Raw genomic sequence first — 15,362 nt, 5'->3', positions numbered from 1 at the left:
GCGAGTTCGTGTCGGACCCTTGAGATACCGTGGACACATGTTCGAAGTCGGAGGTGTCGGTCACCCGCAGGCCCTGCGTGGCAGGGCGGGCAGTCGCGCCGCGCCCGTCGACGTCCCTGCGCTCAGGGTCCTCACCTCCAGCGACCCGCACCCGACCTCGGCCTCCGCACCGTCCAACGGGGCAGGTGCCGGGCCTGCTATGGAGGACGCCGTGGACCGCTTGGCGGCGATGCCTCCCGGAGCCCAGCTGGCGGAGGTCATCGAGCGGCTTCTGTCCAGCCTGCTCGTGCCCACCCGTCGTGACGAGAGAGACCCTGCCCGGGGCTCCGAGTCGGCGCACGGTCCTGCCAGCCTGCTCGTGCCCACCCGTCGTGACGAGAGAGACCCTGCCCGGGGCTCCGAGTCGGCGCACGGTCCTGGTCGCCCTGCCGGCGCTGTCGGCGTCGCCGAGGACCCCGGTGGTGCTGCGCAGGCCGCCATGGTCGTGGACGTCGTTCATCCGGCTGAGCGCAGCCTCATGCGCGACGCTCACGCCCGCGTCGTCGACGGCGGAGCCGGCGGCGGGGTCGACACGATCGCCGCGATGGGAGCTGAGGCCCTCAGCGAGGTGGTCGCGGCCTGTCACCGACTGTCGTCCTGGGCCGCCTGGGCGGAGGCGGTGGCCGCCGCCTGCCTGGCCCGCAGCCCGGAGATGAACGCCGGCTCCGCCGCGTGGCACCCCGGAGGCGAGGCACCACCCTTCGTCACCGACGAGGAGAACCGGTTCACCACCTGCAGCGAGATCGCCTGTCGACTGGGTGTCTCGCGCCTGAGCGCCGGCCGTCTGCTGGACCGCGGACAGGCCCTTCTGCGCCCCGAGCTGTCCCCCACGGAGGCTCTGCACCGGTCCGGACTTCTGGACGGGTCCAAGACGGCCCTCGTCATCCGCCGACTCGACGACGCGCCGATCGAGACCTCCCTGGCCGTGCAGTCCCGCGTGCTGCCCCGCTCTGCCCACCGCACCACTCAGCAGCTGGCCGGGGACATCGACCGCGCCCTGGCAGAGCTGGATCCCTGCGGCGCCAGCACCCGGCGCCGGCGCAACGTCGGCCAGCGGCACGTCACCCGGCCGCGTGAGGCCGGCGAGGGCGTCCACGAGATGCGCCTGACCCTGCCCACGATGGACGCGTTCCTCCTGGACGCCACCCTCGACGCCGTCGCCGCCAGCGCACGTGCGGCCGGAGACCGGCGCACCACCTCCCAGCTGCGCGCCGACGCGATGACGTCCATGGCGCTGCGTACCCTGCGAGGCAGTCAGGCTCTGGCCTGTCGCAACGCGGGCACGCCCCACGACGTCCTGACCGCCCCGGTCGCCACTGGATCGCGTCCCACCGACCCGGTCCCGCCGGCGGGTCCCCCTGGCACTGACGCCCGTCTCCTGCCTGACGGCGTCCCCCTCGAGGGGCTGCTGGGCGCGCTGTCCTCGCTGGTCGGCTCGACCGGCCCGTGGTGGACGCCCTCAGGCACACAGCCCGTGCCCCTGACGCCAGGGCTGTGCATCAACATCGACGTCACCGTCCCCCTGGACCACCTGGCCCCGCCCCTCGAGACACCCGGACACAGCCCGCCCGGCACGCGCCCCTCCGGAGCCGTCCACCCAGCCAACCCGCCGGAGGTCGACGACACCTCAGCAGCCCGGATAGATCCCGTCGACGCTGAGCCCGTCGCCGTCAGGCTGAGCACGCAGGCTGCCTCCGTGACCGTCGGAGCACGAACCGCACCGATCCCTGCGGCCACCGCCCGGGCTCTCGCCGCAGGCGGCACCTGGCGGCGCCTCGTCACCGACCCGCTCAGCGGCGCCGTTGTCGACGTCGGCCGTACCCGCTACCGGCCGCCGGCCGCGCTGCGCGACCTGGCCCGTGCACGCGACGCCGCCTGCACTCACCCCGGCTGCCAGGTCCCTGCCGCCCGCTGCGACCTGGACCACATCACGCCGTGGGCGGCTGGAGGCGTCACCAGCCTGGACAATCTCACCACGTTGTGCGAGGCGCACCATCGCCTCAAGCACACCCCGGGCTGGGCTCTTACCCGCACGAGTGACGGCGCGCTGTCCTGGCGCACCCCCGGCGGCGCCCGCTACCGCCGCGATCCTGACGGGACCGTTGCCATGCTCCCCCGCAGGATCGGCCCTCGACAGCTGGCCGTGCCCTCGCGTCCGGTTCCCCGGAGGCTCGCGGAGGCGATCGACGCCGCCGTCGTCACGAGGCTGGAACGCGGCCTCGCACCGGCTCCCTGTCGTGGCGGAGCCGAGGAAGCTCGTGGCCAGGCCCAGGAACTGGTCGCCTCCAGGTGTCTCCCCCGCGGCTACGAGCCGGCGGCCTACCCCCAGGCCCTTCACGACCTCGGCTTGACGCCCCTGCTCGACGAGGTGCCGCCCTTCTAGGCGCGTCCCCGGGTGGCCGGGCAGCACTGTCGGCTCCACGACCCCGTGTGCCGCAGCGGCCTCAGCCCGACGTCGCAGTTGACGTCGCAGTTGACGGAGCAGTTAACGTCGCAGCGGCGGTGTCGATCACGGCACCGGCGCGTGCGAGCGCGGCGTCCAGCAGCTCGGTGGGAGACGGCGACCCCGGGCTGCCCCCCTCGGCCAGCGTCGCGAGTGACAGCAACCCGGGCTTGTCTCCGTCGGTGACAATGGGTGCGTAGATGCGCTCGATGGTGACCTGCGCGCCGTCATCGGCCGTGACGACCGATGTGAATCCGACGACTGCCCGCGGAAGCTCCTCCGACTCCATGACCGTGAACCGCTCAACCCTTCCACTGCTCGTCGCCATCGTGGCGTGGTACGGCTCGATCTGTCTCCCGTCGCATCCGTTCATGTCGTCCTCGATGAGCCGGAGCCGACTACCTCGACTGCTCTCCGCGATGTTCATGACGAGGGTCTCGTAGACTCGCGTGCTGCCGACGTTGTACTCCGCGGTCGTGTTCCCCAGATCCTCTGACGCCGAGACCGCGAGGTTGAGCGCCATCTCGACCCGGGCACAGCCCGAGAGCACGACACCGTCGCGAAGCCACTGCCTGCCAGTGGCTCCCGGGACCTCCGTCTGAGGAAGCATCGCGTCCCCCATCGCCGGCGGTGGGGTGAACACCTCCTGAGAATCCGCCCCGTTCCCGGTACAACCCACCACAAGCGGCAAGAGCGCGGACAGCAACGCGAACGACATGAACCGCCTCACAGCCAACCCCCTCAGGACACCAGTTGTCACCCCGACCTCGCAGTCGGCCCCAGCGTCACAGCCGTGGGCTCCGACGGGACAGCGGCCTGATCTGATGGGACTGTTGTCGGCGCGACGTCTACGGAGAGATCGATGATCGCTCCCGCGCGTTCCAATGCAGGATCAAGCAGCTCCATCGGTGTCGGCGAGCCCGGGTCTCCGCCCTCCGTCACCGCCGCCAGCGACAGAAGCCCCGATTTGTCACCCTCCGTGAGAATCGGGACGAAAATACGCTGGATCGTCACCTGCGCACCATCATCCGCCGTGACCACCGAGCTGTATCCGGCCACCACCCCGGGGAGGCCCGCATCAGACAGGACAGAAAACGCCTCAACCCTGCCGCTGCTGGTACGCATCGTCGCGTGGTACGGCTCCATCTCCCTCCCGTCACACGAGCTCAACGACTCCCTGATCAACCCGAGCTGTCCTCCCCGGCCGCTTTCGACCACCTGGGGGACAAGGGTCTCATAGACCGTCGAGTCACCCACGTCATACTCGGCGGTAGTATTCCTCAAGCCTTCCCGGGGCGACGAGACCAAACTGTTGAACACCTTTTCAGGATAACTGCATCCGGTCAAGTACACGCCATATTCGTGCCAGATCCGCTTGTCCGCACCCGGGACGTCCTCGACCCGGAGCATCACGTCAACCATCGCCGGCGATGGAGTGAACACCTCGTCCGAGCCCGCCCCTCCCCCTGCGCAACCCGCCACAAGGGGCGCCAGAGAAAGCAACATCGAGAACGACATCCGCCACCTCATGGATATCTCTCCATGAACTGAATCTCGAAACTGGGTTGGAACCAGGCGATCACCATGCCCTGCTGGACGCGACGACATCGGACACAGTGCGTCGATGAGATCCCAGCACGTCACGACAGAGATGAAGCGCCAACTCAGCCATCAGGGCTCCTACGTCAGATCAGGAGAGCACGCGCGAGTATACGCTGCGTCTTCCAGCCACCTCAAGCAGAATCCGTGGGAGGTCATCCCATGCGGGTGGCGTGCACGATCGTGGACCCGGCCGGATTCGAACCGACGACAGACGCGGTGTAAACGCGTTGCTCTACCGGCTGAGCTACGGGTCCCTCGTCCCGCCGCGGCGGGACGCGGCGCAGCGCCCCAGGGTGCCTGACCTCCCGGTGCGCCGCGCTCGGGCACTCAGCGCTTGCGCGTCGAGACCCGAATGCCGCTCCAGTGCTCCCCCATCGCGGCGGCGGAGGTCGCGTGCATGCCGGCGGTGCCGGCGGCCTCCTCGATCTCCGAGGTGGGCACTGCCCCGGTGGTGCGCGCCTTGGGGCTGAGCACCCAGATGACCCCCGCGCCGTCAAGGTTGGCCTGGGCGTCGACGAGCAGGTCGGTGAGGTCGTCGACGTCGCCGTCCTCGGCGCGCCACCACACGATCGCGCTGTCCGCGACGTCCTCGTAGGCCTCGTCGACGAGCTCGGTGCCGGTCTGGGCCTCGATGGCGCGGCGCAGGGCGTCGTCGACGTCGTCGTCGTACCCGAACTCCTGGATGATGAGTCCCGAGGCGAAGCCGAAGGCTCCTGCCGCTGTGCTCGTCACTGTGGTTCACTCCGTCCTGGGGCACCTGGCCCGTGGGTCCGGCCCCTGGGGCGGGGCGTTCGAGGATAGCCCACAACACGGGACGTGCAACACGCAAGCGAACAGAGCGGCTCGGTGCCACGACGAGACCGCACCGCCTCCTTCTGATCGGCGCACTCCCGCCCCTGCCTCCACGATGGTGCCCCAGTTCACACGTGAGGTAGGACCTTCCTCCCCCCGCAGGCATCGCCCGGCCACGGCGAGGCCCTAGATTAGGATCGTTGAAGACAGCCGGACGCCGATGTGCTCGGCCCCGGGCCTTGGCCCAAGAGCTCATCGCAGCCCGTACTGCCGCGAGGAAAGAGGAATCCGTGAGCCCCACCAGCGACTCCACGCCGCTCATCGACGGCCTGCTGACCAAGGTCGCCGACAACGACCCCGAGGAGACCCGGGAGTGGCGCGACTCCCTCGACGCCCTCATCGCCGAGAAGGGCGGCCCGCGCGCCCGCTACATCCTGCTGTCCATGCTGGCGCAGGCCCGGCGCCAGAACGTCGCCCTGCCCTCCCAGACCACCACCCCCTACGTCAACACGATCGACGTGGCTGACGAGCCCTACTTCCCCGGTGACGAGGACGCCGAGCGGACCTACCGCCGCTGGCTGCGCTGGAACGCCGCCGTCATGGTCACCCGTGCCCAGCGCCCCGGCGTCGGCGTCGGCGGCCACATCTCCTCCTACGCCTCGACCGCCACGCTGGTCGAGATCGGCATGAACCACTTCTTCCGGGGCAAGGACCACCCCGGCGGCGGCGACCACGTCTTCTTCCAGGGCCACGCCTCCCCCGGCAACTACGCCCGCGCCTTCATCGAGGGACGCCTGACCGAGGCCGACCTCGACGGGTTCCGCCAGGAGTACTCCCACCCCGAGCAGGGCCGCGGCCTGCCCTCCTACCCCCACCCCCGCCGCATGGAGGACTTCTGGGAGTTCCCCACCGTCTCCATGGGGCTCGGACCCGCCGAGGCCATCTACCAGGCGTGGTTCGACAAGTACCTCGCCGGCGCCGGCATCAAGGACACCTCCGCCCAGCGCACCTGGGCCTTCCTGGGCGACGGCGAGATGGACGAGCCCGAGTCCCGCGGCATGCTCCAGCTCGCCGCCTCCCAGCAGCTGGACAACCTCACCTTCGTCATCAACTGCAACCTCCAGCGGCTCGACGGCCCGGTGCGCGGCAACGGCAAGATCATCCAGGAGCTCGAGGCCTTCTTCAAGGGAGCGGGCTGGAACGTCATCAAGGTCATCTGGGGCCGCGGCTGGGACCAGCTGCTGGCCGCCGACAAGGACCACGCCCTCGAGCACCTCATGATGGAGACGCTCGACGGCGACTACCAGACCTTCAAGGCCAATGACGGCGCCTACGTGCGCAAGCACTTCTTCGGCCGCGACCCGCGCACGGCCGAGCTCGTCAAGGACTGGACCGACGAGGAGATCTGGGCCCTGCAGCGCGGGGGCAACGACTACCGCAAGGTGTACGCCGCCTACAAGGCGGCCACCGAGCACGCCGGCCAGCCCACCGTCATCCTCGCCCACACCGTCAAGGGCTATCTCCTGGGCGAGCACTTCGCCGGCCGCAACGCCACCCACCAGATGAAGAAGCTGACCCTGGACGACCTCAAGGGCCTGCGCGACCGGCTGCGCATCCCGATCTCGGACGAGGCCCTCGAGGCCGACCCGAAGATGCCTCCCTACTACCGTCCCGAGCCCGACGACCCCGCCCTGCTCTACATGCTCGAGCGGCGCCACAAGCTCGGAGGGTTCATCCCCGAGCGCCGCGACACCGGCAAGCAGCTCGAGCTGCCCGGGGACAAGACCTACGACATCCTCAAGGACGGGTCCGGCAAGCAGGCGGTCGCCTCGACGATGGCCTTCGTCCGCCTGCTCAAGGAGATCCTCAAGGACAAGAACGTCGGACGGCGCATCGTGCCGATCATCCCCGACGAGTCGCGCACCTTCGGGATGGAGTCGCTGTTCCCCACCAAGAAGATCTTCAACACCCAGGGCCAGCAGTACACCCCGGTGGACGCTGACATGATGCTGTCCTACCGGGAGTCCGACTCCGGGCAGATCATGCACACCGGCATCAACGAGGCGGGCTCGGCCGCGCTGTTCCAGGTCGTGGGCACGAGCTACGCCACCCACGACGAGCCGATGATCCCCGTCTACATCTTCTACTCGATGTTCGGCTTCCAGCGCACCGCCGACCAGTTCTGGGCGGCAGGAGACCAGCTGGCCCGAGGGTTCATCATCGGCGCCACCGCCGGGCGCACGACCCTGACCGGTGAGGGCACCCAGCACATGGACGGCCACTCCCCGCTCATCTCGGGCACCAACGAGGCCGTGGTCACCTACGACCCGGCCTACGCCTACGAGATGCGTCACATCGTGCGCGACGCCCTCGAGCGCTGGTACGGCCCCGACTCCGGGCGCAACCGCGACGTCATGTACTACCTGACTGTCTACAACGAGCCGATCGTCCAGCCCGCCGAGCCCGAGGGCGTCGACGTCGAGGGCATCCTCAGGGGAATCCACCGGATCGAGGCGGCCCCCGACGGCGACGGCCCCGAGGTCCAGCTCCTGGCCTCCGGGGTGGGCGTGCCGTGGGTCCTCGAGGCCCGCCGCATCCTGTCCGAGCAGTGGGGGGTGCGCGCCTCGGTATGGTCGGTCACCAGCTGGAACGAGCTGCGCCGTCAGGCCCTGGAGGTCGACAGGCACAACTTCCTCAACCCCGACGCCGACCAGCGCGTCCCCTTCCTCACCGAGCGTCTGTCGGGTGCACAGGGACCGTTCATCGCCACAAGCGACTACGACCACCTTGTGCCCGACCAGATCCGTCGCTGGGTGCCCGGCAGCTACCACACCCTGGGCGCCGACGGGTTCGGCTTCTCCGACACCCGGGCCGCCGCACGCCGCCACTACCTCATCGACGCCGAGTCCGTCGTCGTCAAGACCCTCCAGGCCCTGGCCGAGGAGGGACGGGTCGAGCGCGGCGTCCTGCGCGAGGCGCTGGACCGCTACCGGCTCACCGACGTGCACGCAGGCAGCTCGGGCGCCCAGGGCGGCGACTCCTGAGCCCTCGAGGTCGGGGGCGTGGCCCACGGACCCACGCCCCCGACCTCCCTCTCACTCCCTTCCCGACACCGTCAGACGACCAACCCACCCAGGACCACCATGCGACCGACCCCCCGCGCAGCCGCCACCGTCTGCGCCCTCCTGCTGCCCCTGACCCTGACAGCCTGCTCCGACCCCATCGCGCTCGTCCCCTCGGCCACCTCCGCGGCCACGGCGCAGCAGACCTCCGCGCCCTCCCAGGAGCCCGCGCAGGAGGCGGAGGAGAGCACCGGGGACACTGAGGACACCGTGGACACCGAGGACCTGGAGGCCGAGGCGCAGGCCGACGGGGCGACGAACGTGGAGACCGGCCCGTGCTCCCCGATGGACCTGTCCCAGGAGACCAGCGCCGAGGACATCGACGTGTACACGAGCCGGGAGGTGGCCCTGAGCAAGGTCGAGCAGGTCGTGCCGGCCTCCGACGAGGTGGTCCTGGACGACTCCGCCTGGAACGAGACCCCGGTCTTCGTCGTCCGTGTCGAGGCCGGCGCGCGCTCCGTGCGGGTCGAGGCCACGGGCATGACGGTCATCGTCGACGGTGACATCGAGAGCCTCACGGTCAACGGAGTCGACAACACCGTGTGGGTCTCGACGGTCGGCACGATCTCCTTCGGCGACGTGGCCGCCGAGAACGAGGTCTTCTGGAACGGCCAGGTTCCAAGCGTGGGCACCGGCGGGGCGGACTGGGAGAACTACGTCGCCCGCGACGAGTACGCCGTCTACGTCCAGTACTACTGCTACTGATGTCCTGCGCCCGCGCCCCCCGACCGGGACCGCCTCACACGGCGCTGCCCGCGGAGGGCCCGGCCGCTGAGCGCAGGTCGCGGTAGCGCGGCCGCAGAAGGTTCTCGACGCTGAGCAGCTCGTCCAGGGTCTCCTCGTCAACCAGCCCCATCTCGAGGACGACCTCGCGCACGTTGCGCCCGGAGCGGGCGCACTCCCTGCCCACGAGGTCGCCGTTGTCGTGGCCGATGACGTCGTTGAGGTAGGTGACGATCCCGATGGAGGTGAGCACGTTGTTGCGGCAGACCTCCTCGTTGGCCTGGATGCCGATGACGCACAGCTCTCGCAGGGTGCGCATGGCGTTGATGAGCAGGCGGATCGACTCGAAGCTGGCCTGGGCGATGACCGGCTCCATGACGTTGAGCTGGAGCTGGCCGGCCTCGGCGGCGAAGGTGAGGGTCACGTCGTTGCCGATGACCTTGAAGCACACCTGGTTGACGACCTCGGGGATGACGGGGTTGACCTTGGCCGGCATGATCGAGGAGCCCGCCGCCCGCTCGGGGAGCCGGATCTCCCCCAGGCCCGCCCGCGGCCCCGAGGACAGCAGCCGCAGGTCGTTGCAGGTCTTGGAGAGCTTGACCGCCAGACGCTTGACCGCCGCGTGCATCGACACGTACGCGCCGGTGTCGCTCGTGGCCTCCATGAGGTTGGCGGCCCCCTGGATCTCCAGGCCGGTGATCGCGCGCAGGTGGCGCACGACCGTCTCCTGGTAGTCGTCAGGGGTGTTGAGCCCGGTGCCGATCGCCGTCGCACCGAGGTTGACCTCGAGGAGCAGCTCGGCGTTGTGGATGAGGCGCTGGACCTCCTCGTCGAGCAGGACAGCGAAGGCCTTGAACTCCTGCCCCAGGCTCATGGGCACCGCGTCCTGGAGCTGGGTGCGTCCCATCTTGAGTACCTCGGCGAACTCGCGGGACTTGGCCAGGAAGGCGTCGATGAGGTCGCACAGCTCGGCGACGAGCTCGTAGACGGCGGCGTACAGCCCCAGCCGCAGACCGGTGGGGTAGGCGTCGTTGGTCGACTGTGAGCGGTTGACGTGGTCGTTGGGGTGGACCACGTCATAGCGGCCCTTGGCGTAGCCCAGGTGCTCGAGGGCGAGGTTGGCGACCACCTCGTTGGTGTTCATGTTGACGCTCGTGCCCGCGCCCCCCTGGAAGACGTCGATGGGGAACTGGTCGAGGCACCGGCCCTTGGTCAGGATCTGGTCGCAGGCCCACACGATGGCCTCGGCGACCTCGGGGTCCAGCGCGCCGAGCTCGGCGTTGGCCAGCGCCGAGGCCTTCTTGACCTGGACCATCCCGCGCACGACGCTGGGCTCGTCGCCGATGCTCGCCCCCGAGATGCGGTAGTTCTCCGTGGCTCGCAGGGTGTGGATCCCCCAGTAGGACTCCAGGGGCACCTCCCGGCAGCCCAGAAGGTCCTCCTCCGTCCGCGTGGCCTGTGCCATCTCGACCCCTTCCTGCGCCCGAGGCGCCACCGCTCCTCGTCGTCCTCGTCATCCGTGCCCACGACGACGCCACCACGATACCGGGTGACCGGCCTCACCCGCCGGTCATCGACGACGGGAGCGCCTCGGAGGTCACGTCTTGGTCACGCTCCGAAGGGAAGACGGGGCAGGTCGCGGTACTTGTCCCCTTCCTACAACCCGGATCGGTACGATCCCGTCATGGACGAGCTGAGCGCACCGGCCGTCGCCGCCCTGCGGCAGGCGCAGAAGACCATCATCGAGCACTCCCTGGACCGCATCAGCGCCGCCCTCCCCTGGTACCGCACCCTGCCTGAGGCCTCGCGTCAGCAGATCGAGAGCGTCGCCGGGCTGGGGGTGTCCATGTTCGTCGACTCGGTGGAGGACCCCGCCTCGGCGGCCTCGCCCTCGCAGATCTTCAACGTCGCCCCCGCCGCCCTGACCGGGACGGTCACCCTCGGTCAGACCCTCAGCCTCGTGCGCACGGTGGTCGACGTCGTCGAGGAGGAGGCGCCCGACACCGTCCCGGCCGAGGACCATGACGCGGTCCGGGTACGGGTCCTCACCTTCGGCCGGGACGTCGGCTTCACGGCCGCCGAGGTCTACGCCAGGGCGGCCGAGGCCCGGGGTGCCTGGGACGCCCGCCTGGAGTCGGTGGCGGTGGACTCCATGCTCCACGACTCCCCCGAGGAGGCGGCTACCCGTGCGGGCACCGCCGGCTGGCGCGGGCAGGGACCCGTGCTGGCGGTCGCCGCGCGCACGGCCCTGGACGCCCTGGCCACCTCCCGCCTGCGCCACGAGTGCAGGCAGAGGGTCAAGGACGCGCTCGTGTCGGTGCGTGGGGACTCGGTCATCGTCATCCTGGGCGGCGCCCGTCTGCGCGAGGGCGAGGCCGAGCGCGGCATCACCCCGGAGCGTGCCCTCGACGCCGCCGCCATGGAGCTGGCTGCCGGGCTCGACGGCGTGGCCGTCGTCGGTCCCGTCGTCCCGGGGGTGGCCCACGCCGGCAGGTCGCTGCGCTCGGCCCTGGCGGGGCTGCGTGCGCTGCCCGGGTGGACCCAGGCCCCCAACCCCGTGCACGCCGACGACCTCCTGCCCGAGCGCCTCCTGTCAGGCGACCCCCTGGCCTCCGAGCAGATCCGGGTGCTCGTCTCCGAGCCCCTGCACGCCATGGGCGACCCCTTCGAGGAGACCGTGGCCACCTACCTGGCGCTCGGCGGGAGCCTGGAGAGCACGGCCCGCACCCTGTTCGTGCACGCCAACACCGTACGCTACCGCCTGGGACGGGTCAGTGAGCAGGTCGGCTGGGACCCGACCGACGCCCGAGACGGTCTCGTGCTCCACATGGCCATCATCGTCGGGCGCCTCGCGGCCGACCGCCTCGAGTAGCGTCGCCCCCACCCACCACAGTCCACCCCAGCAGCCGAGGAGGCTCCACATGACACCGGCATCCGACGTCCTGGCCACCATCATCGAGATCACCGCCGAGGAGGCGGGCGTGGCCCCCGAGACGGTCAACCGCGGCACCCGTTTCGCCCTCGACCTCGACATCGACTCCCTGGGCCTGCTCACCATCGCCACCCAGGTCGAGGAGCGCTTCAACGTCACCCTCGACGACTCCCTCATCCCCAACCTGCCGACCGTGGGCGCCCTGGCCGACCTCGTGGCCGAGCAGACGAGGGCCTGAGGCCCCGTGGGGGCCGGCGTCGTGGGGCAAGGGCCGCGGGCGGTCGTCGTCACCGGGCTGGGAACGACCAACCCGCTCGGAGACGACACCGCCTCGACCTGGCGAGCCCTGCGTGAGGGCCGCTGCGCGGTGACCCGCCTCGACGACACGGACCTGGGCGGCTTCGACCTGCCGGTCGCGATCGGCGCGCCCCTGGCCCTCGACCCCGGCAGGCTCCTTGAGCCCCGCCAGCGCCGGAGGCTGGACCGCGCGAGCCAGTGCGCCCTCCTCGCCGCCCGTCAGGCCTGGCGGCAGGCCGGATCCCCGACGGTCGACGCCAGCCGGCTCGCCGTGTCGGTGTCGCCGGGCATGGGGCCGGTGCTCTCGGTCATGGGTGCCTGGGACTCCCTGCGCACCGGCGGCGCGCGCCGGGTCCCGCCGACGGCGGTGCCGGCCCTCATGCCCAACGCCCCGGCCGCCGGCATCGGCATCGAGCTGGGGGCACGGGCAGGTGTTCACGCGCCGGTGTCGGCCTGCGCCTCGGGGGCGGAGGCGATCGCCTACGGGGCCGACCTCATCACCCTGGGACGGGCCGACATCGTCGTCGCGGGCGGCACCGACGCCGCCCTGCACCCCATGACCATCGCCGCGTTCGCCGCGATGCGGGCCCTGTCCCGGCGCAACGAGGACCCGGGCACCGCCTCACGGCCCTTCGCTCCTGACAGGGACGGCTTCGTCCTGGGCGAGGGGGCGGGGGTGCTCGTCCTCGAGGCCGCCGAGCACGCCCGGGCCCGGGGGGCCCGCGCCCTGGCGGTGCTGGCCGGCGCGGCGGTCACGGCCGACGCCTTCGACGTCGCCCGGCCCGAGCCGGGCGGCGCCGAGCAGGCCCGGGCGCTGGAGCTGGCCCTGGAACGCGCCGGGCTGGCCCCGGACCAGGTCGGGCACGTCAACGCCCACGCCACCTCGACGCCCGCGGGCGACATCGTCGAGGCCGGCGTCCTGGCACGGACCCTGCCCCGCGCGGCGGTCTCGGCGACCAAGTCGTCCACGGGCCACCTCCTGGGCGGTGCCGGCGGCCTCGAGGCGGTGCTCACTGTCATGGCCCTGAGCACGAGATTCCTGCCCGGGACTCTCATGCCCGAGGGCCTTGACCCCGAGGTCCAGGCCCTCGGTCTCGACGTCGTCGGCCCGGCGGGGCGGCCCGCCCCGGACCTCGAGGCGGCGGCGTCGACCTCCTTCGGCTTCGGCGGGCACAACGTCGCCCTCCTGTTCACCCGCCCCCCACACTCGCGAGATCGGGACTTATGACACCTCGAGATCGCCGCATCTGGTACGCGCGGCGGCCGGGCGGCCGACCGCACTCGGCTGACGGGCCCGGCCCAGCTGGCGAGGAGTCCGTCAGCCCACCCGGTGCAGCCAGCGCACAGGCGCCCCGGCACCGGCGTAGCGGAAGGGCTCGAGCTCATCGTCCCATGCCTGGCCGAGGGCGAGGTCGAGCTGACGTCGCATGACCTCAGGGTCCAGGGCGTGCCGCAGGGCCGCGCGGATCCGGTCCTCGGGGACGACGACGTTGCCGTGCACGTCGGTCTGGGCGTGGAAGATGCCCAGGTCCGGGGTGTGAGACCAGCGACCGCCGTCGGTGCCCGGGGACGCCTCCTCGGTGACCTCGTAACGCAGGTTGGCCCAGCCCCGCAGCGCGGAGGTCAGCTGGGCGCCGGTACCCACTCGCCCCACCCAGCTGGTCTCGGCGCGCAGCATGCCGGGAGCCGCAGGCTGGTCGGTCCAGTCCAGGCGCACGCGACTGCCCAGCACCTCGGCGGCGGCCCACTCGATGTGCGGGCACAGGGCGCGGGGCGCTGAGTGCACGAAAAGTACACCGCGGGTGTAAGCACCGTTCACGACGGATCGCCTCCTGGTTGTGTCGAGATTCGTCTTCCCCAACGGTCTCGACGCATGGAGCGGGCGGTCCTGAGTGGATGCACGCGGCGTGCACCGCCATCGTGCCAGATCCTGGCCGCGGAATCCAGGCGGGGTGCCGACAGCCCGGGGCCCGGGAGCGGGTCGCGGGGCCGAGTCCTTCGAGCCAGTCCGGCAACGACAAGAGGCCCTGCCACGATGGGCAGGGCCTCTGCTGGGCTCCCGCGAGTGGACTCGAACCACTAACCGTCCGATTAACAGTCGGATGCTCTGCCATTGAGCTACGCGGGACCGGCGCTCGGCGCGGGTTGAATTCTAGCAACACCGGAGTCGGTCGTCGAATCGGTCCCACGGGCCGCAGGCTTGTGCTGCCAGCGCAAAGTCACGATGTGGGCAGACCCACACCGTCACGGACGCGGCGCTCGAGCGCCACGAGGGCTGCGCGGTCGGCCCCGTCCAGCTCGGTCGGGAGCGGCGGGGTGCACACGGTGTAGAGCCCCCCGTCCCCGTCCCGTCGGGCACTGACCGTGACCCGTCGCCCGGAGGGCAGGGTGTCGGAGGCGGAGTGCACGAGCGCCGACTCGACGCGCTCACGCAGGGAGCGCGCAAAGGGGGCGATGTCGAGCTGAGCTCCCGCGACGGAGGTGGTCACCTCCAGGACGAGCTCTGGATCGGCGTCGATCCAGGTGACGGTGAAGCTCAGGGAGTCAGCGTCCCACACGGCCCGCGCCACCTCGTGCCAGGGTCGGGCGAGCTCGACTCCGTCGTCGCCCACGACCTCGAGGCCGCTGACGCTGGCCACCGCCCAGCGCCCGCCGTCGGGGGCGAGCGGGACGACGCCCAGGACGGCGGTACCGGGCCTCAGGTGCGCGGCGAGGCCAGAGGGCAGGCGTGCGGGACGACGACGGGAGAACAACGGCATGCCACCACCGTACCGGGAGGGCCGGCCGGCTGAGCCCGGGGCCCGCGACGTGCGAGGATGTGCCCATGGCATTCCGCGACATCCGCATCATCGGCGACCCCGTGCTGCGCACCCCCTGCGACCCGATCACCGACCGTGACGCCACCGTCAAGGCGCTGGTCGAGGACCTGCTGGAGACAGTCGACGACGAGGGCCGGGCCGGCCTGGCGGCCAACCAGATCGGGGTGAGCCTGCGCGCCTTCTCCTGGAACATCGACGGTGAGATCGGCTACGTCCTCAACCCCGTGCTCGTGGAGGTCTCGGACGAGGAGTTCCAGGACGGCGACGAGGGCTGCCTGTCGGTGCCCGGCCTGTGGTACCCCACCGAGCGCGCCTGGTACGCCCGCGCCGAGGGCATCGACCTTGACGGGCGCCCTGTCGTCGTCGAGGGCGAGGAGCTCATGGCCCGCTGCATCCAGCACGAGTGCGACCACCTCGACGGCCGCCTCTACCTCGACCGCCTCAGCCGCACCCACCGGGTCCAGGCGATGAAGGCGCTGCGCGCCCAGGGGCTGTGAGCTTCGAGGAGGCGCCCCCACCCGCCCCGCGGCCGCGCCGCCTGACCACCTCGTGACCCAGGACGACGGCGGGCTGCACGACAACCCCTCGACAAC

13 protein-coding genes and 2 tRNA genes are annotated in these 15,362 nt (G+C 71.0%); 7 read left to right on the top strand and 8 right to left on the bottom strand.

From position 1 onward, the window contains the following. Positions 1–37 precede the first annotated feature (37 nt). Positions 38–2,422 carry an HNH endonuclease signature motif containing protein gene (locus EL245_RS01000; RefSeq protein WP_232009815.1) on the top strand — a complete coding sequence of 795 codons (2,385 nt, stop codon included), beginning with the start codon at positions 38–40 and terminating at the stop codon, positions 2,420–2,422. Between the two features lie 61 nt (positions 2,423–2,483). On the opposite strand, the gene EL245_RS00995 is transcribed toward EL245_RS01000, so the two are convergent. The 4 genes from EL245_RS00995 to EL245_RS00980 all read right to left on the bottom strand — a co-directional run bounded on the left by EL245_RS00995 (position 2,484) and on the right by EL245_RS00980 (position 4,816). Further along, complete coding sequence (locus EL245_RS00995; RefSeq protein ID WP_164719443.1) at positions 2,484–3,242, bottom strand: hypothetical protein; 759 nt, start codon at positions 3,240–3,242, stop codon at positions 2,484–2,486. After that, the gene (locus EL245_RS00990) at positions 3,239–4,000 is read right to left on the bottom strand and encodes a hypothetical protein (protein WP_161512791.1); all 762 of its coding nucleotides are present in this window, start codon (positions 3,998–4,000) and stop codon (positions 3,239–3,241) included. The genes EL245_RS00995 and EL245_RS00990 overlap by 4 nt, the downstream gene beginning before the upstream one ends. A 265-nt stretch (positions 4,001–4,265) precedes the next feature. Beyond that, positions 4,266–4,338, bottom strand: a tRNA-Val gene (locus EL245_RS00985). 73 nt (positions 4,339–4,411) lie between these two features. Beyond that, entirely contained in the window at positions 4,412–4,816 is a 405-nt protein-coding gene (locus tag EL245_RS00980; RefSeq protein ID WP_126381276.1) for a DUF3052 domain-containing protein, read from the bottom strand. Positions 4,817–5,166: 350 nt separating this feature from the next. Here EL245_RS00980 and aceE point away from each other — a divergent pair, with 350 nt between their 5' ends. Beyond that, complete coding sequence (gene aceE / locus EL245_RS00975) at positions 5,167–7,920, top strand: pyruvate dehydrogenase (acetyl-transferring), homodimeric type (RefSeq protein ID WP_126381274.1); 2,754 nt, start codon at positions 5,167–5,169, stop codon at positions 7,918–7,920. Positions 7,921–8,019: 99 nt separating this feature from the next. Next, on the top strand, positions 8,020–8,703 hold the full coding sequence (locus EL245_RS00970; protein WP_126381272.1) for a DUF3060 domain-containing protein: 684 nt from the start codon (positions 8,020–8,022) through the stop codon (positions 8,701–8,703). 34 nt (positions 8,704–8,737) lie between these two features. On the opposite strand, the gene aspA is transcribed toward EL245_RS00970, so the two are convergent. Further along, on the bottom strand, positions 8,738–10,186 hold the full coding sequence (aspA, locus tag EL245_RS00965; RefSeq protein ID WP_126381270.1) for an aspartate ammonia-lyase: 1,449 nt from the start codon (positions 10,184–10,186) through the stop codon (positions 8,738–8,740). A gap of 219 nt (positions 10,187–10,405) precedes the next feature. Here aspA and EL245_RS00960 point away from each other — a divergent pair, with 219 nt between their 5' ends. The 3 genes from EL245_RS00960 to EL245_RS00950 are packed head-to-tail and all read left to right on the top strand — an operon-like array spanning position 10,406 to position 13,178. Beyond that, complete coding sequence (locus EL245_RS00960) at positions 10,406–11,593, top strand: PucR family transcriptional regulator (RefSeq protein WP_126381268.1); 1,188 nt, start codon at positions 10,406–10,408, stop codon at positions 11,591–11,593. 49 nt (positions 11,594–11,642) lie between these two features. Beyond that, positions 11,643–11,891: an acyl carrier protein gene (locus tag EL245_RS00955; protein ID WP_126381266.1), complete on the top strand. Its 249-nt coding sequence runs from the start codon at positions 11,643–11,645 to the stop codon at positions 11,889–11,891. 6 nt (positions 11,892–11,897) lie between these two features. Beyond that, positions 11,898–13,178 carry a beta-ketoacyl-[acyl-carrier-protein] synthase family protein gene (locus EL245_RS00950; RefSeq protein ID WP_126381264.1) on the top strand — a complete coding sequence of 427 codons (1,281 nt, stop codon included), beginning with the start codon at positions 11,898–11,900 and terminating at the stop codon, positions 13,176–13,178. A 90-nt stretch (positions 13,179–13,268) separates the two neighbouring features. On the opposite strand, the gene EL245_RS00945 is transcribed toward EL245_RS00950, so the two are convergent. From EL245_RS00945 to EL245_RS00935, 3 genes are all read right to left on the bottom strand, one after another. Then, positions 13,269–13,769 carry a DUF3145 domain-containing protein gene (locus EL245_RS00945; protein WP_126381262.1) on the bottom strand — a complete coding sequence of 167 codons (501 nt, stop codon included), beginning with the start codon at positions 13,767–13,769 and terminating at the stop codon, positions 13,269–13,271. A 237-nt stretch (positions 13,770–14,006) separates the two neighbouring features. Further along, positions 14,007–14,078, bottom strand: a tRNA-Asn gene (locus EL245_RS00940). A gap of 91 nt (positions 14,079–14,169) precedes the next feature. Then, positions 14,170–14,709: a hypothetical protein gene (locus tag EL245_RS00935; RefSeq protein ID WP_232009814.1), complete on the bottom strand. Its 540-nt coding sequence runs from the start codon at positions 14,707–14,709 to the stop codon at positions 14,170–14,172. Positions 14,710–14,774: 65 nt separating this feature from the next. Here EL245_RS00935 and def point away from each other — a divergent pair, with 65 nt between their 5' ends. Further along, positions 14,775–15,266, top strand: coding sequence for a peptide deformylase (gene def, locus EL245_RS00930; RefSeq protein ID WP_126381260.1), 492 nt, complete (start codon positions 14,775–14,777; stop codon positions 15,264–15,266). Positions 15,267–15,362: the final 96 nt, after the last annotated feature.

Source organism: Actinomyces howellii (genome assembly GCF_900637165.1).
In the GTDB taxonomy this organism is placed as follows: domain Bacteria; phylum Actinomycetota; class Actinomycetes; order Actinomycetales; family Actinomycetaceae; genus Actinomyces; species Actinomyces howellii.
Note: the sequence above shows the minus strand (reverse complement) of the source record. Positions and strands in the feature narration are given on the sequence as shown.

Bases quoted from the DNA above. Each gene is read 5' to 3' on its own strand.
- EL245_RS01000 (WP_232009815.1), top strand. From the start codon at position 38: ATGTTCGAAGTCGGAGGTGTCGGTCACCCGCAGGCCCTGCGTGGCAGG.
- aspA (WP_126381270.1), bottom strand. From the start codon at position 10,186: ATGGCACAGGCCACGCGGACGGAGGAGGACCTTCTGGGCTGCCGGGAG.
- EL245_RS00960 (WP_126381268.1), top strand. From the start codon at position 10,406: ATGGACGAGCTGAGCGCACCGGCCGTCGCCGCCCTGCGGCAGGCGCAG.
- EL245_RS00935 (WP_232009814.1), bottom strand. From the start codon at position 14,709: ATGCCGTTGTTCTCCCGTCGTCGTCCCGCACGCCTGCCCTCTGGCCTC.
- EL245_RS00970 (WP_126381272.1), top strand. From the start codon at position 8,020: ATGCGACCGACCCCCCGCGCAGCCGCCACCGTCTGCGCCCTCCTGCTG.
- EL245_RS00990 (WP_161512791.1), bottom strand. From the start codon at position 4,000: ATGTCGTTCTCGATGTTGCTTTCTCTGGCGCCCCTTGTGGCGGGTTGC.
- EL245_RS00955 (WP_126381266.1), top strand. From the start codon at position 11,643: ATGACACCGGCATCCGACGTCCTGGCCACCATCATCGAGATCACCGCC.
- def (WP_126381260.1), top strand. From the start codon at position 14,775: ATGGCATTCCGCGACATCCGCATCATCGGCGACCCCGTGCTGCGCACC.